The 23,028-nt window shown below is 61.4% G+C and carries 24 protein-coding genes and 1 pseudogene; 9 read left to right on the top strand and 16 right to left on the bottom strand.

What is annotated here, in order from left to right; translation table 11 throughout:
- The 11 genes and pseudogenes from Q1W15_RS19470 to Q1W15_RS19420 all read right to left on the bottom strand — a co-directional run.
- A pseudogene (locus Q1W15_RS19470) lies at positions 1 to 157 on the bottom strand (acetaldehyde dehydrogenase); the annotation flags it as partial.
- Positions 154 to 2,010 (bottom strand): feruloyl-CoA synthase, encoded by a 1,857-nt coding sequence (locus Q1W15_RS19465; RefSeq protein ID WP_300731101.1) that lies wholly within the window; start codon positions 2,008 to 2,010, stop codon positions 154 to 156. The gene Q1W15_RS19465 and the pseudogene Q1W15_RS19470, both read right to left, overlap by 4 nt.
- A 109-nt stretch (positions 2,011 to 2,119) precedes the next feature.
- The gene (locus tag Q1W15_RS19460) at positions 2,120 to 2,902 is read right to left on the bottom strand and encodes a fumarylacetoacetate hydrolase family protein (RefSeq protein ID WP_300731099.1); all 783 of its coding nucleotides are present in this window, start codon (positions 2,900 to 2,902) and stop codon (positions 2,120 to 2,122) included.
- Between the two features lie 30 nt (positions 2,903 to 2,932).
- Positions 2,933 to 3,910, bottom strand: a complete 978-nt coding sequence (locus Q1W15_RS19455) for a nitronate monooxygenase family protein (protein ID WP_300731097.1) — start codon at positions 3,908 to 3,910, stop codon at positions 2,933 to 2,935.
- A 51-nt stretch (positions 3,911 to 3,961) separates the two neighbouring features.
- Positions 3,962 to 4,774 carry a 3-(cis-5,6-dihydroxycyclohexa-1,3-dien-1-yl)propanoate dehydrogenase gene (hcaB, locus tag Q1W15_RS19450; protein ID WP_300731094.1) on the bottom strand — a complete coding sequence of 271 codons (813 nt, stop codon included), beginning with the start codon at positions 4,772 to 4,774 and terminating at the stop codon, positions 3,962 to 3,964.
- 10 nt (positions 4,775 to 4,784) lie between these two features.
- Positions 4,785 to 5,309, bottom strand: a complete 525-nt coding sequence (locus tag Q1W15_RS19445) for a 3-phenylpropionate/cinnamic acid dioxygenase subunit beta (protein WP_300731092.1) — start codon at positions 5,307 to 5,309, stop codon at positions 4,785 to 4,787.
- A gap of 11 nt (positions 5,310 to 5,320) precedes the next feature.
- Positions 5,321 to 6,670 carry an aromatic ring-hydroxylating dioxygenase subunit alpha gene (locus Q1W15_RS19440; protein WP_300731091.1) on the bottom strand — a complete coding sequence of 450 codons (1,350 nt, stop codon included), beginning with the start codon at positions 6,668 to 6,670 and terminating at the stop codon, positions 5,321 to 5,323.
- 33 nt (positions 6,671 to 6,703) lie between these two features.
- Entirely contained in the window at positions 6,704 to 7,057 is a 354-nt protein-coding gene (locus Q1W15_RS19435) for a non-heme iron oxygenase ferredoxin subunit (RefSeq protein WP_300731090.1), read from the bottom strand.
- Positions 7,054 to 7,908, bottom strand: coding sequence for a protocatechuate 3,4-dioxygenase (locus Q1W15_RS19430; protein ID WP_300731089.1), 855 nt, complete (start codon positions 7,906 to 7,908; stop codon positions 7,054 to 7,056). The genes Q1W15_RS19435 and Q1W15_RS19430 overlap by 4 nt, the downstream gene beginning before the upstream one ends.
- A gap of 4 nt (positions 7,909 to 7,912) precedes the next feature.
- Positions 7,913 to 8,209, bottom strand: coding sequence for an extradiol ring-cleavage dioxygenase (locus Q1W15_RS19425; protein WP_300731088.1), 297 nt, complete (start codon positions 8,207 to 8,209; stop codon positions 7,913 to 7,915).
- A gap of 6 nt (positions 8,210 to 8,215) precedes the next feature.
- Positions 8,216 to 9,031, bottom strand: coding sequence for an alpha/beta hydrolase (locus Q1W15_RS19420; RefSeq protein ID WP_300731086.1), 816 nt, complete (start codon positions 9,029 to 9,031; stop codon positions 8,216 to 8,218).
- A gap of 304 nt (positions 9,032 to 9,335) precedes the next feature.
- Here Q1W15_RS19420 and Q1W15_RS19415 point away from each other — a divergent pair, with 304 nt between their 5' ends.
- The 8 genes from Q1W15_RS19415 to Q1W15_RS19380 all read left to right on the top strand — a co-directional run bounded on the left by Q1W15_RS19415 (position 9,336) and on the right by Q1W15_RS19380 (position 17,126).
- Positions 9,336 to 9,914: a TetR/AcrR family transcriptional regulator gene (locus tag Q1W15_RS19415; RefSeq protein WP_300731085.1), complete on the top strand. Its 579-nt coding sequence runs from the start codon at positions 9,336 to 9,338 to the stop codon at positions 9,912 to 9,914.
- 458 nt (positions 9,915 to 10,372) lie between these two features.
- Positions 10,373 to 11,410, top strand: coding sequence for a branched-chain amino acid ABC transporter permease (locus tag Q1W15_RS19410; protein WP_300731084.1), 1,038 nt, complete (start codon positions 10,373 to 10,375; stop codon positions 11,408 to 11,410).
- On the top strand, positions 11,410 to 13,176 hold the full coding sequence (locus tag Q1W15_RS19405; protein ID WP_300731083.1) for an ATP-binding cassette domain-containing protein: 1,767 nt from the start codon (positions 11,410 to 11,412) through the stop codon (positions 13,174 to 13,176). The genes Q1W15_RS19410 and Q1W15_RS19405 overlap by 1 nt, the downstream gene beginning before the upstream one ends.
- Positions 13,173 to 13,970: an ABC transporter ATP-binding protein gene (locus Q1W15_RS19400; RefSeq protein ID WP_300731082.1), complete on the top strand. Its 798-nt coding sequence runs from the start codon at positions 13,173 to 13,175 to the stop codon at positions 13,968 to 13,970. Before Q1W15_RS19405 ends, Q1W15_RS19400 begins: the two co-directional genes overlap by 4 nt.
- A 23-nt stretch (positions 13,971 to 13,993) precedes the next feature.
- Positions 13,994 to 15,133 (top strand): ABC transporter substrate-binding protein, encoded by a 1,140-nt coding sequence (locus tag Q1W15_RS19395; protein WP_300731081.1) that lies wholly within the window; start codon positions 13,994 to 13,996, stop codon positions 15,131 to 15,133.
- Positions 15,134 to 15,170: 37 nt separating this feature from the next.
- Positions 15,171 to 16,451 carry an OprD family porin gene (locus Q1W15_RS19390; protein WP_300731080.1) on the top strand — a complete coding sequence of 427 codons (1,281 nt, stop codon included), beginning with the start codon at positions 15,171 to 15,173 and terminating at the stop codon, positions 16,449 to 16,451.
- A 231-nt stretch (positions 16,452 to 16,682) separates the two neighbouring features.
- The gene (locus Q1W15_RS19385; protein WP_300731078.1) at positions 16,683 to 16,850 is read left to right on the top strand and encodes a hypothetical protein; all 168 of its coding nucleotides are present in this window, start codon (positions 16,683 to 16,685) and stop codon (positions 16,848 to 16,850) included.
- Positions 16,851 to 16,964: 114 nt separating this feature from the next.
- Positions 16,965 to 17,126, top strand: coding sequence for a DUF2986 domain-containing protein (locus Q1W15_RS19380; RefSeq protein ID WP_300731077.1), 162 nt, complete (start codon positions 16,965 to 16,967; stop codon positions 17,124 to 17,126).
- A gap of 76 nt (positions 17,127 to 17,202) precedes the next feature.
- Here the strand turns inward: Q1W15_RS19380 and Q1W15_RS19375 are convergent, their stop codons facing one another.
- The 4 genes from Q1W15_RS19375 to Q1W15_RS19360 all read right to left on the bottom strand — a co-directional run bounded on the left by Q1W15_RS19375 (position 17,203) and on the right by Q1W15_RS19360 (position 21,519).
- A complete protein-coding gene (locus Q1W15_RS19375) occupies positions 17,203 to 17,595 on the bottom strand; it encodes a GFA family protein (RefSeq protein ID WP_300731075.1) in 393 nt (130 codons plus the stop codon).
- A 225-nt stretch (positions 17,596 to 17,820) separates the two neighbouring features.
- Positions 17,821 to 19,164, bottom strand: a complete 1,344-nt coding sequence (gene brnQ, locus Q1W15_RS19370) for a branched-chain amino acid transport system II carrier protein (protein WP_300731074.1) — start codon at positions 19,162 to 19,164, stop codon at positions 17,821 to 17,823.
- 57 nt (positions 19,165 to 19,221) lie between these two features.
- Positions 19,222 to 20,469 carry an FAD-binding oxidoreductase gene (locus tag Q1W15_RS19365; protein WP_300731073.1) on the bottom strand — a complete coding sequence of 416 codons (1,248 nt, stop codon included), beginning with the start codon at positions 20,467 to 20,469 and terminating at the stop codon, positions 19,222 to 19,224.
- A gap of 99 nt (positions 20,470 to 20,568) precedes the next feature.
- Positions 20,569 to 21,519 (bottom strand): ornithine cyclodeaminase family protein, encoded by a 951-nt coding sequence (locus tag Q1W15_RS19360; protein WP_300731072.1) that lies wholly within the window; start codon positions 21,517 to 21,519, stop codon positions 20,569 to 20,571.
- 133 nt (positions 21,520 to 21,652) lie between these two features.
- On the opposite strand from Q1W15_RS19360, the gene Q1W15_RS19355 reads away from it, so the two are divergent.
- The gene (locus Q1W15_RS19355) at positions 21,653 to 22,270 is read left to right on the top strand and encodes a helix-turn-helix domain-containing protein (protein WP_300731070.1); all 618 of its coding nucleotides are present in this window, start codon (positions 21,653 to 21,655) and stop codon (positions 22,268 to 22,270) included.
- 46 nt (positions 22,271 to 22,316) lie between these two features.
- On the opposite strand, the gene Q1W15_RS19350 is transcribed toward Q1W15_RS19355, so the two are convergent.
- Positions 22,317 to 23,028: DUF6396 domain-containing protein (locus Q1W15_RS19350; RefSeq protein ID WP_300731069.1), on the bottom strand; the 712-nt coding region annotated here is incomplete at its 5' end.

Below are 23,028 nucleotides of genomic sequence, written 5' to 3'. Positions count from 1 at the left end.
CCATGCGCTGCGCGCGGGCCAAGCCGTCGGAGGCCGGGTCGATACCGACCATCACCGCCATTTCCAGGTGCTTGGCATTGCGCAGGATTTTGATCATCAGGTCGGTGCCGATGTTGCCGGAACCGATGATGGCGACTTTCAAGGGGGCGTGGCTCATACCGCTTCTCCGTAAACTTCGGCAAGGAGGATCACGTCTTGCCCGAGGGTGTCGGCGTACAGCCGCTTGACCGCGTCTGCACGCAGGCTCAGGGCAACGCGCTGGTTGATGTAGCCTTTGTCGGTGATTTCACCGTCGTCCAGGCTGGGGGGCGAATCCAGAATGATCAGCCGTACCGCGTGTTGCGAGGACGCCGGGAAATCCTTAGCCAGCGCCTGCAACCCGGCGCACAGCGCCAGCCGCACTTGCGGGTCGAGGGCCAGGGCCGCACCCGGTTCGCACCCGGCCTCGTCCAGCAAGGCGCGCAAGGCGGCGGTCGGGTACACCAGTGCGCCAATCACTTCGCGGTCATGGCCACAGATCACACAGTCGCTGACATAGGGCGACAACGCACTGACCAGACGCGGGCGCAAGGTGCCCACCGAGACCCAGGTGCCGCTGCTCAATTTGAAGTCTTCGGTGACACGACCGTCGAACAGAATGCCGCGCTCCGGGTGCTGCGGGTCGACCAGCCGGCCGGCGTCGCCGATCTTGTAGAAGCCCTCTTCATCGAAGGCCGCCAGGGTGTTGACCGGGTCGTTGAGGTAGCGGCTGAACACCGAAGGGCCGCGCACGCGCATCTCCAGTTTGTCGCCGCTGGGCACAAACTTGATTTGGGTGCCCGGCACCGGCAAGCCGATATTGCCCGGCTGGTTCAATTCGAAATGCACGCTAGTGACCACCGGCGAGGTCTCGGTCGAGCCCCATTCGGTGGTGAAGAACAACGGTGTGCGGCGCACGCGAGCGGCACTTTCCACCAGGCGGTTCCACGTGCTTTGCGGCAGCGCGGCGGCGGCATAAAACAGCAACTGCGAACGGCCGAACAGCGCTTTGGCCAGCTCTTCGTCGCGGTCCAGGTAAGGCAGCAACGCCTCGTAGCCCCGAGGCACGTTGAAGAACAGTGTCGGCTTGACCGACTTGATGTTCTCCACCGTACGGTCGATTTGCCCCGGTACCGGGCGGCCGTCATCGATATACAGCGTGCCGCCGTTGCGCAGCACCAGGTTGAAGTTGTGGTTGGCCCCGAACACATGGCTCCATGGCAGCCAGTCAAGCACCACCATTTCGCAATGCTCGACGAAGCGCCAGCATTGGGCGATGGCCTGCTGATTGGCGCACAGCATGCCGTGGGTGTTGATCACCGCTTTGGGGGCACCGGTGGAACCGGACGTCAACAGGTAACGGGCCGGGGTCTCGCCGTTGACCCGGGCGAACGCGGCCGCCACCGCCGGGGTTTCGGCTTTGTAGAGCGACGGCAAGGCCAATGCATCCGGGATTTCCTGGGCGTTGCGGGCCGCAATCACCGGGCAGTCCGGGTTGACCAGTTCGATGGCACGGCAATAGGCGTCACCGTCGTTGACAAAAATCGCCGCCGGTTCAAGCACCTGGACAATCGCCTTGAGCTTGCCGCAGCCGCTGCCCGTGTTGCGGGCGTAGGCCACCGATACCGTGGACACCGGGATGCCGACGTGCATCGCGGCCAGGGTCAGCAGCGCCTGATCGATGTCATTTTCCGACAGCATCAGCACCGGTCGCCCCGGTGCGGTGTTCAGTTCCAGCAAGCCCTGAGCCAGCGCGCCGACACGTTGGCGCACTTCACGGTAGGTCAGCGTAAACCACACACCATTGCGCCGTTCGGCCAGGTACGGCCGCTCAGGTGTTTGCAGCGCCCAGTGGTCCAGCCACTCGCCGATGCAGCGGGCATAAGGGTGCAGCGGCTCTGCGCTAGAGAGAGTAAAACTGCCGTCCGGGCCGGGCTCGTAGAGCACCCGCGCCGGGGCCAGGCAGGTCGGATCATTGAAGAACTCGTACATGGCACGCCCTCGTGAAAACGGCGGGCCTCTCGGCGGCCGCTTCACTGGTTTTATTGTTGTCATGGCGCGCGGGGGTCTGACCGCGCGCGGGGGTTTGCCCTGGCGGGGCTCAGACGAAGTGACAGCTCACTTCGCCCAGACGCGTCAGACGCAGGCGCAGGCTGTCACCTGCCACCACCGGGACCATCGGCCCCAGCGCGCCAGACAGCAGCACATCACCGGCCTGCAGCGGGCGACCGGCCAAGGCCATGGTGCGCGCCAGCCACAGGCAGGCGTCCAGCGGGTTGCCCATGCACGCGGCACCGACGCCAATGGCCGCTTGCGCGCCATTTTTTTCCAGCAACATGCCTTCCAGCGCCAGGTCGAGGCCGGCCAGACGCATTGGGGTTTTGCCCAGTACATACAAGCCCGAAGAGGCGTTGTCGGCCACGGTGTCGACCAGGGTGATTTTCCAGTCGGTGATGGCCGAGTCGACGATCTCCAGCGCTGGCACTACATGGTCAACGGCCCGCAGCAGCTCACCGAGGGTGGTGTCGGCGTGCGGCAAGTCGCGGCCCAGGACAAAGGCGATTTCACCTTCGGCCTTGGGCTGGATCAGCCGCTGGCTGTCGATGGCTTCGCCGTCACGGCATTCCATGTCCGCGAACAACATGCCGAAGTCCGGCTGGTCGACGCCCAACTGTTGCTGCACGGCCAGCGAGGTGAGGCCGATTTTGCGCCCGCTCAAGCGGCGCCCGGCGGCCAATGCGGCACGGGTGGTGAGTTCCTGTACGGCGTAGGCGTCTTCGAGGCTGAGAATGTCAAAGCGCTCGGAAATACGGCCGCACGTCACGCGGCTGGTGCGGGCTTTGGCCAACGCCTGGGCGGCGGCTTTAATCGATTCCTGATTCATCGGGTGTCTCCTGAAACGCGAAAAAGTGACCTAGCAGGCTTGAGCGCGGCTTTGCATGTAACCCTGGCGCAGTTCATCGACCAGTTCGGCCACCGTCAGGGTGCGGTCGATCTGGCCGACGCCCTGCCCGGCTGACCACACGTGCTTCCAGGCTTTGTTGGCGCTGGCGATGTCGCCCGAGAAGTCGATGCCGGTGCGGTTTTCGCTGTCAGGGTCAATCCCGGCCTGCTCCAGTGACGGGCGCATCCAGTTGGCCAATACGCCGCTGACCGCTTTGGTGGCGGTCACGTCGTCCAATGAACACGCCACCAGCATGTCGCGGTAGGCCTGTTCGACGAGGCTTTCTTCAGTGGCGACCAAGCGGGTCCCCACCAGCGAGAAGTCGCAGCCCAGCACCTTGGCCGCATGAATGTCGCGGCCATTGGAAATGGCCCCGGCCAGCCCCAGCGGGCCCTGCCAGAATTGGCGCACTTCGGCGATAAAGGCGAACGGGTTGTAATGACCCGTGTGCCCGCCCGCGCCATTGCACACCAGCACCAGGCCATCCACGCCCGCCGCCACGGCCTTGCGCGCCAGCGCCGGGGTGATGACGTCGGCAATCACTACGCCGCCATAGCTGTGCACGGCCTCCAGCACGCGCTTGGGGCTGCCCAGCGCCGTGGAGACAATCGGCGGCTGGTACTGACGCACCAGTTCCAGCTCGGCATCGAAGCGGTCGTAGGTGCTGTGCACGATCATGTTGAGCATCCACGGGGCCCAGGTTTCGCCCCGGGCCAGGCCGCTGTCGCGGTCGGCGACGATTTCATCCAGCCACACCTTGAGTTGCTCCACCGTGCGGGCATTGGGGGCCGGCAGGCTGCCGATAATCCCCGCCCGGCTGCACGCCGCCAGCAAGCGCGGGCCCGACACCAGAAACATCGGCGCGGCCAGCACCGGCATGTCCAGCCCGGCAAACAGGTCCAGCAGTTTTTGTTGCGGTGCACTCAGGCTTATTGTTGTGTTGGTCATCAGGTGTCTCTCTTTATTCTTATGGGGGCTCGCGGGCCAAAGGCCTTGCCGTCAGCGCGAACGGGCTTTGGGCGCACCTGCGCTGCGGATCTCCCAACCGCCGTCACTGTGGATGATGTTGGCCGTGGTCAGCCCCGCATTCTGCCTTGAAGCCAGGAGTACGTAATGGCCCGTGTGATCTTCCGGTTCCGCGATACGTTGCAGGGGCACGGCCTGGCCAGCCCCGGCTTCGAATCCGGGAATCTGGTTGAGCGGTACGCTGCGGCTGTTCAGGCCTTCAAGGCTTTTCATCGGCGTATTGGTCGCGCCCGGTGCCACCCCATTGACCCGGATGTCCGGTGCCAGCTCATAGGCCAATTGGCGAATCATGCCCACCAGCGCATGCTTGGCCGTGACGTAGAGAATGCCCCCGCCGCCGGCATAAAACGCGCTGTTGGACAGGGTGAAAATCATGCTGCCACGGGTTTCGCGCAAGGCCTCGATAGCACTTTGCGCCCCCAGCAGGTAACCCTGCACATTGATCGCGAACAAGCGCTGAAAGGCGCTTTCAAATTCCTCCGGGGGAATGCGGTCCAGCCGGGTGAAGTAATCGAACACCGCCGCGTTGCCCACAAAGGTGTCGAGTTTACCGAAGGCCTCCAGCGTGGCAGCCACCGCGCGCTGGTTGTCGGCATAGCGCGACACATCGCCCTGGATCGTGATGATCGAATCACCCAGTTCCTGCTCAAGCGCCGCCAACTGCACCGCATCGCGGGCCATCACGGCTACGTTGGCACCTTCGGCCACGTAGCGGCGCACAATGGCGCTGCCAATGCCGCCGGTACCGCCGGTGACCAATGCCACCTGTCCTTGCAACCAACCCATGTGCCAGCCCTCAGAGGAAAGTGTTGATGTTCTTGCACAGCAGCATGGCGTTAGGGATGAGGATTTTGCGCGTGAGCAACTTGAGGCTCCCGGCTTCAACCCGCAACACGTCTTCGCGCCGCCCCACAATTTGATGCTGCTCGTCCAGGCCACGGCTGCGCTGGTTGATAAAGCAGGAATACGCCCGGTATTCGCCCGCCGCATCGCCGGGCAGCACTTCAATATTGCTGATCAGGTGCACGTTGCGCGTCGGCGGGTTTTCGGCCCAGGCCGACGGCTGTTTAAAACGCGCCACACGGCGTTGCAGTTCGCGCAGGCCATCGTCGAAAAACGCCATGTGTTCCAGGCGATATGGCCCGGACTTGTCTTCGCGGCGGCGGTTTTCAATGCCCGGCATCCAGTAGTGGATCGACTCGCTGAGCGAGGCCAGCCATTCGTCCCAGGCTTCGTTGTCAAGCAGGCGCGCCTCGCGCAGCAAGAAGGCCTCCACGCGGCGAACCTCGTCGAATGCCAGCGCGGTGTCGGGGTGTGTCATTGCGGCCTCCATTAGCGCATCGTGCCATTGCGGTCGGGCACATCGGCCCAGGTCGGGGCCTGTAACAGGTCTTTCCAGCGCTGGTAAAACGCCCGCGAGTTGCATTCATTGAGCTGGCCCTTGAACACATTGCCCGGCAGGTCGCTGTTGTCCAGGCGGGTATTCATGCCCAAACCAACGTACAGGTCCTGGTAACGGGTGACCGCGCCACGGCTGGTTTTGGTGCAGTACTCCCAGTTTTCGCCGTCATCCATCTCGAACACGCCGGTGGGCGAGAACGTCATCATCGCCCCGCGTCGCCATTTATCCTTGATGTCCTGGGGCGCGTTTTTGTTAACGATGACCCAGGTAAACAGCTCGATCTTGTGCGGGCCCCGTGGCTGCCAGATGCGCACAGTGTTCTGCCCCGGCAGGAACGAGAAGTTGGGGAATACCGTGCACGAAGAAATCGAACCGATCAGCTTGGAGCGGAACTCACCCAAACGCTCGGCCACCTTGGGCCGTAGCACGTGCAGGTACTTGTTGATGTCTTTTTCGCCCAGGGTGGCGGCATTGCCCACCACATCGGTGGCAAATTCATAGCCGTGGCCGTTCCAGTTGACTGAATACGACTCGGGCAATTCGCTGACTTTGGCCACCGGCCCGCCAAGCATGGCCTTGGCCGCCGAGTCATGGGTCCAGCCGCCATGGAGGATGTCGCCAACAAAGTTTTCCGCCGCCACTTTCCAGTTGCAGTCGATGGTGGAACGAATGCACCCGCCGAGGAACTCGCTACCGCCCTCGTCCATGTCCAGCAGCACGTCCATGTACCAGGTCATCGGCCCGAGGTATTCCTCAAGGGTCGGCCCATCGGCCGCAAACGTGGCGAACACCAGGCCTTTATAGGTGGCGACGCGGGCTTCGCGCAGGCCGTGACGGGCCTTGTCGAAGTTGCTTTCTTCGTAGCATGAAGATTCGTGCATGCCCAACAGACGGCCGCCATCAGCGCCGAACGACCAGCCGTGGTAGTTGCAGATAAAGCCTCGGGCATTGCCCGCTTCCGCGAAGCAGATCTTGTTGCCCCGGTGCGGGCACGCGTTGAGGAACACCTTGATCGAGGCGTCCTTCTGGCGCACCACCAGCACTTCATCCTCGCCCATCGAGGTGGTCAGGTAATCGCCGGACTTGGGCAACTGCGACTCATGGGCCACGAACAGCCAGCAGCGGGCAAAGATTTTTTCCAGCTCCTGCTCATAAATGGCCTGGTCCCAGAACACCTTGCCGGACAGCCGCCCTTCTTCCATGTCGCACAACCGATCAAGGTTGCTCAGGCCGGGCGTGGTTTCAATGGCTCTGAGTGGTATGTGTTTGTTGTTATCCATATTCAGACTCACGGCAATACGGTAAAGGGCCGGTTAAACCGGGCTCTGGGCACTCGCCAACGCTTCGTCGGCCTCGTGGGCGACGTCGGCAAACACCTGCTGGTCGGTGACGATAATCCGGTAGGTGCGCAGGTGACGCTCGCACGGAAACGTGACGGCTTTGCCGCTGGGCACGTGGAACTGCCCCCAGTGCACCGGGCAGGTGATCAGGTCATCTTCCAGGTCACCTTCGGCCAGCGAAGCGGTGGCGTGGGTGCACATGTCGGTGGTGGCATAAAAGGTGCCGCCCAGGTTGTAGACGCAGATGGCATCGCCACCGGCCTGCTCAACCTTTTTCAGTTCACCCGGTGCCAGCTCGTCGCGCTGGCACAGCAAAATGTGGCTCATGCTCGGTTCTCCCCGACATGCAGTTGGACAAACCCCAGCCCAGTGACCCAGGCCGGCACGGCTTCATAGGCGATCACTTCGCCGTGGGGGTGATCGATGGCAGCCAGCGCACAGGCAAAGTTGCGGATTTCCATGGCACCGTTACCGGCCCGCCGCAGAATTTCTTCGTCGGTGTAGGCGCACAGCCCGTCCAGGTCGCCGTTGACGCCAAGGGCCAGAATCTCCCGGTCAAAATCTTCGGCCACGCGGCCCATTTCGGCGGTACCCACCCAGTGGCTGATGCCGCCGCTGCCGATAATCACCACGCGCTCATCGGCGTCAAACGACTCAACCGCTGCACGCAATTGCCGCCCCAGATCCGCCGAGCGCTTCAGCGAGATGTAGGGGTCGACCCCGCACGCCAGGTACACCGGAATGCACGGCAGTTCGCGCCCCAACCGTTGCTCGGCCGGTTTGACGATTAATTGATGCGGGATCGAAAACGAATGGTCGACGGTAAAGCTGCGCGCCACGGTCCAGTCCACACCGGTGGCATCGCCATGCTCGACAATATGCCCGGCCAGCGCCTGCTGATTGAGTACCGGGCCACGTTCCAGCCCCGGCAAGCGGTCAATCGGGCCGTCTACATCGCCGGTGCCGATCACATAGCGCGGCAGGCAATGGGTGCCAAACAGAATGTAGTGGTCGCAGCCCACGATAATCACCGTGGTCGGTGCCAGTGCCGCCAGCCGTTCGGCGCATTGGCCGTAAGCGCCCCACACGGCCTCGCTCTGGGCCGCATCCGGCGCATTGGGCGCTACAAACATCACCGGGTCATGGGGCACCCAGAAGCCGCCAACTATCTTGCCCATCGGTTCACCCCTTGAGCGCGGCAGAAAACGCCGCGCTGTCTTCGTCGGTGCAGCCCAGGCGTCGTTTGTAGACTGCCATGTTGCCCACCGTGCTTAATTCCTGCCAAAAGCCCATCGTCAGCATCGGGTTGACCCCGGCTGCTTGCAGCCCGGCCACGTCGAAGTTGACGATCATTGCGGTCTCGTCTTCATTCAGCGCAAAGCGCTTGAGAAAGGCCGCGGGGTCCTGGCGAAAACGCTCCTTGGCGGCACGTTCAACGCACAATTGCCACAGCACCCGTTCCATCACATTGCGACTCATGGCGGCTTACTCGCTCAAGAAATCACGAACCAGCGCAGCAAAACGCCGCGGCTGTTCGCTTTGCACCCAATGGCCGCAGTGGCCAAACAGGTGCAAGTCGGCATCGGGAATGCTGTTGGCAATCAACAGGCCGCATGCCGGCGGTACCACACGGTCTTCACGGCCGTGCACCACCAGCGTGGGCGCAACAATTTTGGCCAGCGCCGTGGCCGGGAATGCCTTGACCACGGTGTCGCCTTCTGCGGCCGGTTGCGGGATCAATTTGCGCAAGGCTTGCTGGGCACCCGGGCGGGCGCTGGCCTCGTAACGGGCCTGCACCAGTTCGTCGGTAATCAGCGCCGCGTCATAAGGGAACAGCGCCATCAGTTCGCGCATGTTGCTCAGCGACGGCTCGTACTCCCAAGCACCGCGCAGGCCCGGTGTCTGGATAAACTCACCGGCCGGCGTGCCCAGCAGCACCAGCTTGTTCACCCGCTGCGGGGCGAAAATCGCCAGGGCAATGGCCACCGCGCCGCCAAACGAGTTGCCGACAAACGATGCCTTGGCAATGTCCAGCGCATCCATGATGCCGATCAGGTGGTTGACCCACAGCTTGATGTCGTACTTGAGGTCCGCCTGAAACTCGGTGTAACCGAAGCCTGCCAGGTCCGGCACGATGACCCGCCAGCGGTCGGCAAACACGGGCACGGTCTTGGCCCAGTTACTCCAGCCGGACACCCCGGGACCCGACCCGTGCAGCAGGAACAAAGCCTCGCCCTGGCCTGCTTCGTGGTAGTGGGTGTTGTGCCCTGCGGCTAACAGAGTCTTGCCATTTGTGCTCATCGAGGCCTCCGGTTTTTATTCTTAACATACAGATGTGTATCTGTATGCTATTTACCGTTTTGATCCACGTCAACGAAAAAACGCCTCGAATGATAAATAATCGCGAACCGACCTACAGAACTGTATCTTGATGCCTGGCTCACTGCAGCGGTCGGCCAGCCCACAATCCGCGCCGTTATTGGCGGCCAGGGCAATAGCTTCGACCTTGCAGCAGGCGTTAGACTTACCCTTTGCCACCCGCAACCCGCCTGTCACGTGCAGCGGCCGGGTGCTTATCCAGCTCGTTGGACAAGGCCCCTACTCAATGTCAACTCGTTCCCACCTCACCCGAGAAGATTGGATACATGCAGCCCAGGATGTACTGGTCACCAGCGGCGTCGATGCCGTTCGGGTCGACACCCTGGCCAAGGATCTGAAGATCACCCGGGGCAGTTTTTACTACCACTTCAAGAGCCGCGGTGAATTGCTCGAAGGCATTTTGGGCAACTGGCGCGCCCGTGCGACCGAAGATGTGATCTTGCATCTGCGCACCGCGCACAGTTCCCCCCTCCAGCAATTGCAGCGTTTGCTGGAGCTGCCCTCCCACGGCCAGACCGCGCGGGATGCAGCCGCCATCGAGTTGGGCATCCGCGCTTGGGCACGCCGCGACAAGCAGGCGCGCCAGGCCATCGACGAAGTTGACAGCCACCGCCTGAGCTACATCGAAGGGCTGTTGATCCAGGCGGGCGTGGCCACCGATGAAGCCCAGGACCGCGCTTATGTGATCTACGCCTACCAGATCAGCCTGTCGCTGCTGCACAGTGAGGACACCCCGCAACAGCGTCTGGACCGCAGCTTGCGCATGGCGCGCATCTTGATCCCAGACACCGCCCGCGACGCTTGACACCCCCGCCCTGCCGACGCCCGTCGGCAGGCAGACAAATACATTTATGTATTCTAAAAGCCTATGAATCTCGCCAAACACACAAATACAAACGAAATTCATACGCTCGATTAATTATTTATTTCGTTATAAATCAATTATTTAATTTTATAGAAAGGCAACTTTCAAACCCTCGCCGTCACACCTATTGACAACCCACCTGCCTTCGGATGAGTCTATAAATACACATTCACATGTGTATCTTGATGGCTTGCGTGCAACCCATTCGGGCTTGGCCACACCACAATAAGAATAGAAACAGGTATTTCACTATGCATCTGCATGCACCGCCCTGCGTGGCTCGCCCACGCCTGTCGCGCCCTCCGCCCGTGCCTTGCGCATCGTCCGCCGCGGACCCGATGAAGGTCCCGGCACGCCGGGCCCGCCCCACCTTACCCACCGCTCGCTGAGGGCTGCTCATGGATACTTCGATACTGGCGTTTCTCGCCCAGGACGGGCTCACGACGGGTGCCATTTATGCGCTGGTAGCCCTCGCGCTGGTGCTGGTGTTCTCGGTCACCCGCACGATTCTGGTGTGCCAGGGTGACTTTGTGACCTACAGCGCCCTGACCCTCGCCACCCTGCAACTGGGCCTGGTGCCCGGCACCGTCTGGTTGCTGATGGGCTGCTCCATCGCCGCCTGCCTGCTGGACTGCGGCTGTGCGTTGAAACACCGGCATTGGCGGCAGATTCCCGGCCTGCTGGTGCGCTACCTGAGCCTGCCGCTGGTGCTGTGCGGAGTCGCGAGCTATGTCGACCTCGCCACGTTGCCAGCCGCGCTGCAAATCATCATGACCCTGGCCATTGTCACCCCGCTGGGCCCGCTGCTGTATCGCCTGGTGTACCAGCGCGTGGCCGAAACCTCGGTGTTGCTGCTGCTGATTATTTCGGTGGCGGTGCATATCGCACTGGTCGGTATCAGCCTGCAAATGTTCGGCGCCGAAGGCGTGCGGACCCACGCACTGGCGGATGCGGTGCTGATGCTCGGAGACTTGCCGGTCGGCGTGCAAAGCCTGCTGGTGATCGCCAGCGCTTTGGTGCTGATTGGTCTGCTGTACGCCTTTTTCGGCCACACGCTCTACGGCAAGGCCCTGCGCGCCACTGCCCTGAACCGCAACGGTGCGCAGCTGGTGGGCATCCCCACCCAGCTCGCGGGCAAAAGCGCCTTTGGGTTAGCGGCCTTTATCGGCGCGGTGTCGGGGGTGCTGATCGGCCCGCTGACCACGCTGTACTACGACTCCGGCTTTTTGATCAGCCTTAAAGGCTTTGTCGCCGCGATCTTCGGCGGCCTCGCCAGCTATCCGCTGGCAGCCGTCAGCGCGTTCCTGGTGGGCGTACTGGAGAGCTTCGCCAACTACGGTGCCTCGGCCTACAAGGAAGTGATCGTGTTCACGTTGGTGATCCCGGTACTGCTGTGGCTCTCGCTGAAAAACCCTCATATCGAGGAGCAACACTGATGACCCGTCGTCTGCTTCCCCTGTTTCTGCTCTTGCTCGCCGCCGGCCTTGCGCCCCAGGTGTTGCCCGCCTTTCATGTGACACTGCTGAACTATATCGGGCTGTACAGCCTGGTTGCTCTGGGCCTGGTGCTGATGACCGGCATTGCCGGCATGACCTCCTTCGGGCAGGCGGCTTTTGTCGGGATCGGTGCCTACGCCACGGCGGTGCTCACCACCCAGTACGGCCTGTCACCCTGGCTGGGGCTGCTGGCCGGGCTGACCATCACCTTGGTGATTGCCACGACCTTGGGCCTGTTGACCCTGCGCCTGGCCGGGCATTACCTGCCCATCGGCACCCTCGCCTGGGGGCTGGCGTTGTTCTACCTGTTCGGCAACCTGCCGGGGCTGGGCGGTTTCGGCGGTATTCAAAACCTGCCGGACATCCGGATTCTGGGCTGGGACATTCGCAACGACGCGGATTTCACCCTGGTGATTGCGGTGGCACTGGTGGTCAGCATCTGGCTGCTCGATAACCTGCTGCACAGCCGCCAGGGCCGGGCCATCCGCACGCTCAAAGAGTCTACGGGCATGGCTGAGGCCATGGGCATCAATACCGCTCGTAGCCGTTTGCAGGTGTTTATCATCGCGGCGGTGTTGGCTTCGTTGTCCGGCTGGCTGTACGCACACTTGCAACGGGTAGTGAACCCCACGCCGTTCTCGGTGGTGATGGGCATTGAGTACCTGTTCATGATCGTGCTGGGCGGCGTCGCCAGCCTGTGGGGCGCGCTGTTGGGTGCCGCCTTGCTGACGCTGATCAAACAAGTGTTGCAGGACGTGCTGCCACAAGTGTTCGGCCACAGCGACAACTTCGAAATGATCTTCTTCGGCGTGCTGGTGATTCTGGTGCTGCAATACGCCCGGGGCGGGTTGCTGCCGGTGCTGCGCGCCTGCCTGCCTGCGCCCCGGCCGCAACCGTTGCCGACAGCCAAGGCCCCCGCCTTGCCCAAGCGCCCTGTTCCGCCGCGCGGCGCGCCGCTGCTGGAGGCCGAAGGGCTGGTCAAACGCTTTGGTGGCCTGGTGGCCAACAAAGACATGAGCCTGAAGGTCAACGGCGGCGAAATCACCGCGCTGATCGGCCCCAACGGCGCGGGCAAGTCCACACTGTTCAACCTGCTCTCCGGGGTGCTGGCCCCCAATGACGGCAAGATCACCTTCCTTGGCCAGCGCATCGACGGCCTCAGCCCTCGGGCCATTGCCCGGCTGGGCGTAAGCCGCACCTTTCAGCATGTACGCCTGCTGCCCGAAATGAGTGTGCTGGAAAACGTCGCCCTCGGTGCCCACAGCCGGGGCAAGGCCGGGTTGCTGCGGTCGATGCTGCACCTGGAGCGTGGCGAAGAAGCCGCCTTGCTGACCGAAGCCACCCGTCAGATCGAACGTGTTGGCCTCGCCGATTACCTGCACACCCCGGCCGGCAGCTTGCCACTGGGCCAGCAGCGCATTGTCGAAATTGCCCGCGCACTGTGCAGCGACCCGTTGCTGGTGCTGTTGGATGAACCCGCCGCCGGCCTGCGCTACGGCGAAAAACAGGCACTGGCGCAACTGCTCGAACAATTGCGCCGCGAAGGCCTGGGCGTGCTGTTGGTGGAGCACGACATGGAGTTCGTCATGGCGCTGTCCGATCACATTGTGGTGATGGAGTTCGGCCAGCGCCTGGCCAGCGGCACGCCCCTTGAAATTCAGGAAAACCCGGCGGTACTGGCCGCCTACCTCGGAGGTATCGAATGAGCCGCTTGCTGGATGTGCGTGGCCTGTCCATCAACCACGGCAAAGTCGAGGCCGTGCGCGGGCTCGACCTGCACCTGGACGAGGGCCAGATCGTCAGCCTGATCGGCCCTAACGGGGCGGGCAAAACCACCTTGATGGCGGCGTTGATCGGCCTGCTGCCCTCGACGGGCAGCGTGGCCTACGACGGCCAGCCGCTGCTGCACCATCACAGCGTGGCCCAGCGCATCGACCGGGGCATGGCGCTGGTGCCGGAAAGCCGTGAGCTGTTCGGCCCAATGAGCGTCGAGGACAACCTGCGGCTGGGGGCCTTTAGCCGTCACCGTCAGGGGTTTCGCGACCACAACAAAACACTGGACGAAGTGTTTGCGCTGTTTCCACGCATGCACGAACGCCGCGCTCAAGCCGCCTACACCTTGTCGGGCGGCGAGCGCCAGATGCTCGCCATTGGCCGGGCGCTGATGGCCAAACCGCGCTTGTTGATGCTCGACGAACCGAGCCTGGGGCTAGCCCCAAGGGTGATCGGCGAGATTTTTCAGATCTTCGAAACCCTGCGTCAAACCGGCGTCTCGATCCTGCTGGTGGAACAGAACGCCCGCGCGGCCCTGAAAATTTCCGACTACGGCTACGTGCTCGAAATTGGCGAGATCGTGCTGGAAGGCAGCGCCCAGGCGCTGGCCCAGAACCCCCGGGTGGTCGAAAGCTACCTGGGGCGCAAGCCCGCGTCCGCTGACCTGCTCACCCCGCAACCTCCCAGCGCCACTGCCGGCGCGCCCATTGCCACACCTGCTGCCTAACAATAAAAACCACAGGAGCTTCCATGAAACCGCTATTGCCTTTGCTCGTACTGACTGCAGCCATGTCCACCACGGCCCAGGCCGACCTGACGGTGGGGGTCATTCTGTCCACCACCGGCCCCGGCGCGTCGCTGGGCATTCCTGAACGCAATACCGTAACCCTGCTGCCCAAGGAAATCGCCGGCCAGGCCGTGAAATATGTTGTGCTCGACGACGCCAGCGACAGCACCGCTGCCGCCAAGAACGCGCGCAAACTGGTCAGCGAAAACAAGGTGGACCTGCTGATTGGTTCCAGCACCGTGCCCACCTCAGCGGCCGTGGCGCAGATCGCCAAGGAAAGCAAAACCCCGCAGATTGCCCTGGCCCCCTACTCGCCCCCCAATGGCGATCATCAGTGGATTTTCACCATCGCCCAAACCAACACCCTGATGGCCAAAGCCCTGATCGAGCATATGCAAAAGGCCGGAGTGAAGACCCTGGGCTACATCGGCTACAACGATGTGTGGGGCGAAGACTGGCACAAGGTGCTGACCGAACTGGCCCCGGCGGCGGGCATTCAGTTGGTGCGTGACGAGCGCTTCAACCGCACCGATTCCTCGGTCAGCGGCCAGGCTTTGAAAGTAATGGGCAGCCGCCCCGATGCCGTGCTGATCGGAGCCACCGGCACCCCGGCTGCACTGCCGCACACCGAACTGCGCCGCCTGGGCTACAAGGGCACGATTTACCACACCCACGGTGCGGCCAACAGCGCGTTCCTGCGCATTGGTGACAAGGCCCTGAACGGCGCAATCCTGCCGGTCGGCCCGGTGGTGGTCTGGGACAAATTGCCAGAAAGCCATCCGTCCAAGGCCATCGCCAGCCAATACGCCCAGGCGTATCAGGCGCAATACGGTGAAAACAGCCTGTCGCCGTTCGGCGCTTACCTGTACGACGCCATGCGCCTAGTGGAAGTGGCCGTGCCCGAAGCTTTAAAAACCGCCCAGCCGGGCAGCCCTGAATTCCGCGACAGCCTGCGCGGCCACCTGGAGCAAACCCGCGACGTCGCCGGGACCCATGGCGTTTACAACCTGAGCCCTACCGACCATTTCGGTCACGACGAACGCGCCCGCGCCCTGGTCACCGTGCAAGACCAGCAATGGGTGCTGCTCGACGACGCGCAATAAATCACGCTTTTCACAATAAAAATAAAAAGGTAGCGACATGAGCACTTTCAAACGCGTTAACGCCGTACTCGCGGCCGGCACGCTCTGCACCGTCAGCAGCACCCTGATGGCTCAGGGCTTTATCGAAGACAGCAAGGCGAGCCTGACCGCCCGCAACTACTACTTCGACCGGGACTATAAAGGCACCTCCAGCCAATCGGCGGCGCGGGAATGGGCCCAGGGGTTCATTCTGCGGTTCAACTCGGGCTTTACCGAAGGCACTGTCGGTTTCGGCCTGGACGCTCAGGGCATGATGGGGCTGAAACTGGACTCCAGCCCCGGCCGCACCGGCACCGGCCTGCTGCCCTTCGACAGCACCGACCGTCAGCCGCGCGGCGAGTATTCCAAACTGGGCCTGACGGGTAAGGTTAAGGTCTCCAAAACCGAACTGCAGGGCGGCACCATCAGTACGGCATTGCCGATCCTGTTCGCCAGCCCGACACGCCTGCTGCCCCAGACCTTTCGCGGCGCGTATGTGCGCTCTCAAGACCTGGACAACCTGACGTTGCACGCCGGGCGGCTCGACCGCATGAACCAGCGCGACTCCACCAACTATCAAAAAATGACCGTTGCCTCGCCCAATGGCCGCTTCAACGGTGCCGCGCAATCTGACAACTTCACCTTTATGGGGGGCGACTATCAGTGGTCCGAACCACTGACACTCAAGTACTACCACGCTGAACTCGAAGGGTTGTATCGCCAGGACTTCCTGGGCTTTCTCGACAACCGCCCGCTCGGCAGCGGTCGCCTGAAAACCGATGTGCGCTACCACATCAGCGGTGAAGAAGGTTCGGCCAAGGCCGGCAAGGTCGACAACCGCACCTTCGGTATGATGACCACCTATATCCACGGGCCGCACAGCCTGGGCGCGGGGTATATGCAGTTGAACGGCGACACGGCCATGCCCTATATCGCCGGTTCAGAGCCGCTGGTGGTCAGTGAAGGCGCGTTGAGCAGCGAGTTCCTCAACCCCAAGGAGCGGACCTGGCAAGTGCGTTATGACTATGACTTCGCGGCAGTGGGCGTACCGGGGCTCAAAGGCATGTTGCGTTACCTGGACGGCAGCCATATCGAACTGCCCGCGAAACTGGGTGGCTCAGGGTTGAAAGAGAGCGAGAAAGACATCGAACTGTCCTACGTTGTGCAAAGCGGTACCTTTAAAAACGTCGGCCTGCGCTTGCGTCATGCCTGGTACCGCAACGACTTCGCCCCCACCGCAGCGTTTCGCGACGACAACGAACTGCGGGTAAACATCGACTACACCTTGGCACTTTGGTGACCGGCCGCTAAACCCAAAAAGGGGCTGCCCGCAAGGGCCGCCCCTTTTTTTGTGATTTTCAGTCAGCCTTCAAAGGGTTGGATGCAGTTTTCCGGCTCAATGCAAGTCAAATTTCGTGACAGCCGTCACACTTGGTTAAATTTTGTCAGATCATTACCCGTAGAGCTGTAGGACGCGTCTATTCTCGACTGATAATATCCTCCAAAAATGGATCCAATTTGGGGCAACGAGATGAGCAGCTCAACAAAACGCGGTTGGAAATGGGCCTACCAAAAAATACGCAGCCTGCAGTGTTCACGTCTTTGCTCTCTCTATCGGGCAACCCGATTCGCCATCAAGGGCGATACCGGCACGTTCCATAACCCGGTCAGTTGGCAAAAGATCCGTATTCGCCGCTAACACCACCGATACGGCTATAATCGACCGTCTTGGGCTTGGCACACACGCCCCCAAAACGCCCTGCTCACACCACCGCAGCAGCCTTTCAATCGTCTATACAGCCAGCAGAACACCATGAACCGCCGCAAAAAAATCACGCAATTGCTCAAGGCTCACGCCAAAAAAGCCAGCGCAAAATTGGCACCGAAAAGCAAAGACAAATACATCAGTAAAGCTGACCGCTTAAAACTGGCCGCCGACACCGGCACCGAGGCTGTCATCTCCCCAGAAAGCTGAGCCCCTGACGTCGGCACGCCGCTCTATTTCTCGGCCTGTCATCTTCCCCTGTAGCTCCCCGGCCAAACACACCGCGTCATCGACAGGCTGAAGGGGACGTATACCAATCGGCAGCGTCATCCGCCAGAACGTGCTTCTGCTTGAGGGGCAAGAACGGCGTATCGAGCGTGCCCAGCGTAATCGAAACCCAGTGGGCATACTCACCTTCCGACCTGGACCAGAACAAGGTCGAACCGCACTGACCGCAGAATTCGCGCGACACCCCCGGTGATGACACATAGGTTTTGATCTGAGACGCGCCGCTGAGCAGGCGCAGTGCACTGCGTGGCACACTGCTGTAAGAGGCAAAGAGCGCCCCATGCCCTTTGCGACACTGACGGCAATGGCAATGGCTGACCGCTTGAGGGGTAGCCGATAGCACGTACTGGACAGCGGCACACAAACAACTTCCCTGATACACCTGTGTCATACGTGCCTCCCCGCCTGCAAAAAACGCCAGCGTAGCCGGCCCTGCCGGATCCGTCGACCCACCCTGGCCGGTATACCGCGCGGCCTGGTGTTACGACGCCTTCGGCGCCGGACGTAGCCTCGCAAGGCTCGGCAACGACTACAGATGTAGTCGCTGCCGAAGGCTGCGATCGATTGCGCAGCGATCGTAAAACCTGCACCGCGGATTCGATGCGACGGTTAGCCCTTAAGCAACCGGGGCATTACGAAATACACCGCCGCGTGACAACGGGATGAACGCGCAACCGGCCAGCCCGAACAAGGTTGCAACCACGACCCAACCCAGCCCGTTTGTGTAGAACGGTACGGTAGAGACCAGCACCGACTCGAGGCCCGACGGCACCAGGCCAAAGGCTTTAAGTGCATCGATGGCCCCCATCAGCGCCGCCCCGGTCACTGCACCGATATAGACAGACTGGTGCCCGCCAAAGAACCGGTTCAGGAACACCAGGGCGATCAAGGTGATAGCAATCGGGTACAGGAACAACAGGATCGGTGACGCCAGGTAAAGGATGGTGGTCAGGCCAAAGTTGGTGATCACCAGGCTGAGCAGCCCCAATATGACAGTCCAGGCCTTGTAGCTGAAACGCGGGAAGATGCGGCTGAAGTACTCGGCCACCGAGGCCAGGCAAGCAACCGCCGTGGTCAAGCCGGTGAGCAGGATGATCACCGCCAGCATCGACACCCCCGTACTGCCCAGCAGCAGGTTGACGATCTGGGTCAACGCCTGGCCGCCGTTGTCCGACATGCCCAGTACCGCAAAGCTGCTTGCGCCCATGCTAGCCAGCGACAGTTGCACGCAGGCCAACCCGACAACAGCGAAGATGCCCGCCCTTACAAACAGTTTGCTCAGGTGTTGCGGCGCAACGCCGGAGTGCTTGGCTGCATCCAGAAAGATCTTGCCGAACACAAAGGCCGCCAGCACATCCATGGTGTAGTAACCCTGGGTGAAACCGATGCTGAAGGCGTTTTCAATGTAGTCGCCAGACGGCACAGAGAAATCAGCGATTGGAGTCAGCAGCGATTTACCGACAATGATCAACAACAGAACGATAAATGTCGGCGTCAGGATGTTACCGATGCGGTCAACAAACTTCTTCGGGTCCAGCGAGAGGTAAAGGGTCAAGCCGATAAAGACCACCGAAAAGAGCATCAGCGCCCAGTCGTTTGCGCCCGTAATACCACTGAGAAAGGGTGTGACTGACACTTCATACACCACCGCGGCGGTACGCGGCACCACATAGATCGGACCCAGCGTCAGGAACAACAGCAGGGAGAAAAACTTGGCAAAACTGCTGCCTACCCGTTGTGACATCGAGTCAATGCTGCCGCCTGAGATCGACAGTGCCAGGATGGCCAAAAAAACCAGGCCAACGCCGGTAATCAAGAAACCTGACATGGCGACCCATGTCTGAGTACCTGCTGCCTGCCCCAAAGGCGGTGCAAAAATGATGTTGCCTGCACCCAAGAACATGGAGAACAGAAAGAATGAGAGGGAGATGAATGTCTTGGCCCTAATGGTACTGCTCATGCCGCTTACCTCGTTTTTATTAGTATCACTGTGTGTTTATCTGGTGCAGCCAGCGGGCTAGAACCGGGTAACGCCATATGCGCGCAGGTCGACACTGTCGCCCGCACCTGTCATGCGATCTGCAATGAGCTGGCCCGTAACGGCGGCCAACGTGAGGCCGGCGTGCTGATGACCAAACGCAAAGCCGATCTGCGGGCAATCTGGGTGGGTGTCAATGACCGGCAAAGAATCCGGCAGGGTCGGACGCATGCCCATCCATTCGCCAGCCTGCTCCAGATGGGGCCGGGTTTGTGGCAACAAGGCTCCCAAGTGATGGCGCAAGGCACCGTAGCGGGCGGGATTGGCCGGCAGGTGTACGCCACCCAGTTCACTGAAACCCACAATCCTCAACCCGCCTTCCAGGGGAGAAATAAAGACATTGCGCTCTGCCGAACAGACAGGGCCGTTGATCAGCCCGTGAACCTTCGTCAGGTTAAGGTGGTAGCCACGCTCAGCCATCAAGGGCACCCGCAGGCCCAGCGTTTTGAGCAAACCTGAGCTGTGTGCGCCGCCGCACACGATCGCCTTGCTGAACGTCTGCGCCGCACGGTGGCTAACCAGTTCTACCTGGCTGCCCACAGGGCGAAGGGAAAGCACCTGCTCTTGCAGCAGCACGCCACCCTGCGCGGTGAAGCGCTTTAACAGCGCCTGGCTGAGCAGGTAGGGGTCACTGACGCGGTGCGCATCGGGCAGCATAATGGCGTGGTGAACGCGCCCCCGCAGTGCGGGTTCCAACGTCGCCACTTGCTCGCTGTCCGCGAAGTGCGCGCTAATGCCCCAGTCATTGTAAAAAGCCTGTTCAGCGCGAGCCGCCCCTACCCCCTCGGCCTTTTCCCAGACACGCAGGTAGTGAGTCTGGTGCAGGTGCTGGCTCAGGCCTTCTCGACCCAACAGGGTTTTCCAGGCAGGTACGGCCGGGCGCAAGAGCCTGGCCAGCGATTCGCGGCCGGCTTCGACAGCCTTCGGCCGGGCCGCTAATGCGAAACGGAGCATCCAGGGCAGGCTGTGCGGCAAGTTCTTTATCGGCAGGGCCAGCGCCCCTTGCGGGTCTTTGAGCATCGACCAGGCATTGCGAATATTTTGCCCCGTGGCCAGCGGGTCGATCAGCTCACTGGCAATAAAGCCGGCGTTGCCAAATGACGCACCTTTACCGGGCGAGTCTTGCTCCACGAGGGTCACTTTGCAGCCCCGGTGCAGCAGTTCCAGTGCCGTGCACAGGCCAATAAGGCCTGCGCCAATGACGGCGTAGTGAGTGGGCGATTTCATTTGCGAGTTCCCAGTATTGATCGGGTGTACCGAATCCAGACCTTTTAGCGCGCGCGATAAGCCACAAACGTCGTGATCTCAGCCCGCGCCACAGGGCACTTACGCCTGCTTGGCCACGTACGCGTCATAGGCCAGCGAGGCGGCAGCCAAGTCTTCCAGGGCCGTGCCCACCGCCTTGAACACGGTGATTTCATCGGCCGTGGTACGACCCGCATGCTGGCCACGACACAGTTGCTCCAGCGTCGCAGCCACCTGCTGTTCACTGAACGCACCGCTGGCAATCGGCGAAAGAATGTCCCCGGCTTTGAGCAACGCCTCGGGGGTATCAATAAACACCGTGCCTTTGCGCAGGCACTCGTCATCGCTTTCACGCATGGCAGGGGTAAAGCCGCCAATCAAATCCAGGTGCGTGCCCGGCTTAAGCCATTGACCCTGGATAAGCGGTGCTGTCGACAACGTCGCGCAGGTGATGATGTCAGCCGTTTGCGCGGCGTCCTGCAGGTTGTCCACAGCCTGGGCATCAATGCCTTGTTCGCGCAGGTTAGCGGCCAGGGTGTTGGCCGACTCGGCGAGGCGATCCCAGACCCGTACGCGTTCGATCGGGCGCACACTTCGGTAGGCCTCAGGCAACAGGCTGCCAACCCGGCCGGCCCCCACGACCAGCAACGTGCTCGACTCGGGGCGGCTCAACCATTTGGCGGCCAGTGCAGAGGCGGCGGCCGTGCGCCGGGAGGTAATCACGTCACCGTCCAGAATCGCCAAGGGCGCGCCGGTGGCCGCATCGTAAAGGATAAACACCGAATGCAGCCCGGGCAGCCCCAAGGCGTGGTTGTTCGGGAAGATGGAGACCGTCTTCACACCCAAGCGCTTGCCCGGTTGCCAGGCGGGCATCAGCAACAGAATGCCGTCCTCGGCTGCGGTCGTGCCGGAAATGGCATGGTTATGCCGCAACGGCACCTCACAGCCTTCCTTGAAAAAGCCCTCAAGCGCTTGGATCAAAAGGTTAAAAGGCAACTGAGCAGCTGTTTCGGTATGGGTCAGGACGCGCATGCTATGCTCCGCTAAGAATTAGGATAACTTTCCTATTCTGATTGTTTTTTTCGTATAGGAAATTTTATATCTTAAAAGCAACACGCTCGTCCAGTGTTTCGGCTCGACGGTTGCTGCGCACGGATCATCTGCCATGACTTTAGAAAACAGTGCACCCGTTCCGGCGCTGAATCCCCCGGAACTCTCCAACAGCGTGCTGGCCGCCAAATTGCGCCTGCTGCGGCGTAATGCCGACCTGACGTTGCAGCAACTGAGCCAACGCTGCGGCATCTCCGCGTCAGCCCTGTCGAAAATCGAAAATGGTCAGCTTTCACCGACGTACGAGAAAATTGCCGCACTGGCGCTGGGGCTTGAGGTGGAGGTGGGGGAACTGTTCAGCCCGACCACCAAGGCAGCACCCGTGGGCCGCAGAAGCGTCACCCGCCGCAACCAGGGCGTGCCTCACCGTACCGACCAATACAGCTATGAAATGCTGCACACCGACCTGGCAGACAAACGCTTCATCCCGCTGGTCACGACCGTGCGGGCCCGCGACCGCGCCGAATTCACAAAACTGTTGAGCCATGACGGCGAAGAACTGTTGTTTGTGCTGAGCGGCGAAGTGATTCTGCACACCGAAGGCTATGCGCCCTTACACATGAGCCCGGGCGACTCGTGTTACTTCGACAGCCGCATGGGCCACGCCTGTGTTTCCGCCACACAAGAAGACGCAACCGTCTTGTGGGTCAGCTCCCATACGGAACTGCGTTAAGCGGGTTTTGCCGCCGGGGCATTAAGGCCAGGCCAAGTGCAAAGCATCACGCGCGCCCAAGCCTTGCGCCCGCCGAAGAACCGGGCATGGGCTTGCCAGTGGCAGGCTCAAGCACCTTGGCCTTGGCCAATTGCTGAATCAACGCTTCGCTGGGCTTTTTCGGCGGCACATTAGCCAGGCGTGCTTGCAGCCATTGCAGCTTGCCGTCCCAGGCCGGCAGCTTGGCAGGGGGCAAAGGCAGGATTTCGTTGATCTCGGGAACTGTGGGATTGGCGTAGGAGTAGTCCGCAAGCACACTCCATATTTTTTCATAACGGTCGGCCCGCTCAAGGTCTTCCTGTTGGGCGAGGTAGTACAACCTATCGGAGGGAGAAGGACCGCGAAAGGCTTCTTCTAACCAACCCGCAGAAGTTTCATCACCTGCTTTAACGCCCATCTGGAAGACCTCAAGTGCCTCTTGGTAGCGTCCCCTGCTCTTAAGTAAGATTCCTAGCGCGAGAGCAGCTTTACCATTGCCCTGTTCAGCGGCACAACGATACATCTGAATCGCAATTTCCGGTGCGATGTCAATTGGATCAAGCTTGTCGCCCACCTCGTACTGCGCTTGGGCACTGCCCTGATCCGCCGCCTTGCGGTAGTAGCGCAGAGACATTTGCGGATCCTTTCTCAGCCCGGCTGAGCCCTGTTGCAGGAAGATCCCGATAAAGTAGTAACCCGTCGCCACATTCGCATCAATCAGTTGCTGGCTCAGGCGCAAG

It is taken from the genome of Pseudomonas sp., from assembly GCF_030150285.1.
GTDB lineage: Bacteria > Pseudomonadota > Gammaproteobacteria > Pseudomonadales > Pseudomonadaceae > Aquipseudomonas.
Note: the sequence above shows the minus strand (reverse complement) of the source record. Positions and strands in the feature narration are given on the sequence as shown.

Excerpts from the sequence above, each read along its gene's own strand:
- Q1W15_RS19445 (WP_300731092.1), bottom strand. The coding sequence starts at position 5,309 with ATGACACACCCCGACACCGCGCTGGCATTCGACGAGGTTCGCCGCGTG.
- Q1W15_RS19405 (WP_300731083.1), top strand. The coding sequence starts at position 11,410 with ATGACCCGTCGTCTGCTTCCCCTGTTTCTGCTCTTGCTCGCCGCCGGC.
- Q1W15_RS19395 (WP_300731081.1), top strand. The coding sequence starts at position 13,994 with ATGAAACCGCTATTGCCTTTGCTCGTACTGACTGCAGCCATGTCCACC.
- Q1W15_RS19435 (WP_300731090.1), bottom strand. The coding sequence starts at position 7,057 with ATGAGCCACATTTTGCTGTGCCAGCGCGACGAGCTGGCACCGGGTGAA.
- Q1W15_RS19440 (WP_300731091.1), bottom strand. The coding sequence starts at position 6,670 with ATGGATAACAACAAACACATACCACTCAGAGCCATTGAAACCACGCCC.
- Q1W15_RS19420 (WP_300731086.1), bottom strand. The coding sequence starts at position 9,031 with ATGAGCACAAATGGCAAGACTCTGTTAGCCGCAGGGCACAACACCCAC.
- Q1W15_RS19415 (WP_300731085.1), top strand. The coding sequence starts at position 9,336 with ATGTCAACTCGTTCCCACCTCACCCGAGAAGATTGGATACATGCAGCC.
- Q1W15_RS19380 (WP_300731077.1), top strand. The coding sequence starts at position 16,965 with ATGAACCGCCGCAAAAAAATCACGCAATTGCTCAAGGCTCACGCCAAA.
- Q1W15_RS19390 (WP_300731080.1), top strand. The coding sequence starts at position 15,171 with ATGAGCACTTTCAAACGCGTTAACGCCGTACTCGCGGCCGGCACGCTC.
- Q1W15_RS19425 (WP_300731088.1), bottom strand. The coding sequence starts at position 8,209 with ATGAGTCGCAATGTGATGGAACGGGTGCTGTGGCAATTGTGCGTTGAA.
- Q1W15_RS19410 (WP_300731084.1), top strand. The coding sequence starts at position 10,373 with ATGGATACTTCGATACTGGCGTTTCTCGCCCAGGACGGGCTCACGACG.
- Q1W15_RS19460 (WP_300731099.1), bottom strand. The coding sequence starts at position 2,902 with ATGAATCAGGAATCGATTAAAGCCGCCGCCCAGGCGTTGGCCAAAGCC.
- Q1W15_RS19465 (WP_300731101.1), bottom strand. The coding sequence starts at position 2,010 with ATGTACGAGTTCTTCAATGATCCGACCTGCCTGGCCCCGGCGCGGGTG.
- Q1W15_RS19355 (WP_300731070.1), top strand. The coding sequence starts at position 21,653 with ATGACTTTAGAAAACAGTGCACCCGTTCCGGCGCTGAATCCCCCGGAA.
- Q1W15_RS19400 (WP_300731082.1), top strand. The coding sequence starts at position 13,173 with ATGAGCCGCTTGCTGGATGTGCGTGGCCTGTCCATCAACCACGGCAAA.
- Q1W15_RS19365 (WP_300731073.1), bottom strand. The coding sequence starts at position 20,469 with ATGAAATCGCCCACTCACTACGCCGTCATTGGCGCAGGCCTTATTGGC.
- Q1W15_RS19430 (WP_300731089.1), bottom strand. The coding sequence starts at position 7,908 with ATGGGCAAGATAGTTGGCGGCTTCTGGGTGCCCCATGACCCGGTGATG.
- Q1W15_RS19375 (WP_300731075.1), bottom strand. The coding sequence starts at position 17,595 with ATGACACAGGTGTATCAGGGAAGTTGTTTGTGTGCCGCTGTCCAGTAC.
- brnQ (WP_300731074.1), bottom strand. The coding sequence starts at position 19,164 with ATGAGCAGTACCATTAGGGCCAAGACATTCATCTCCCTCTCATTCTTT.
- hcaB (WP_300731094.1), bottom strand. The coding sequence starts at position 4,774 with ATGGGTTGGTTGCAAGGACAGGTGGCATTGGTCACCGGCGGTACCGGC.
- Q1W15_RS19455 (WP_300731097.1), bottom strand. The coding sequence starts at position 3,910 with ATGACCAACACAACAATAAGCCTGAGTGCACCGCAACAAAAACTGCTG.
- Q1W15_RS19385 (WP_300731078.1), top strand. The coding sequence starts at position 16,683 with ATGAGCAGCTCAACAAAACGCGGTTGGAAATGGGCCTACCAAAAAATA.
- Q1W15_RS19360 (WP_300731072.1), bottom strand. The coding sequence starts at position 21,519 with ATGCGCGTCCTGACCCATACCGAAACAGCTGCTCAGTTGCCTTTTAAC.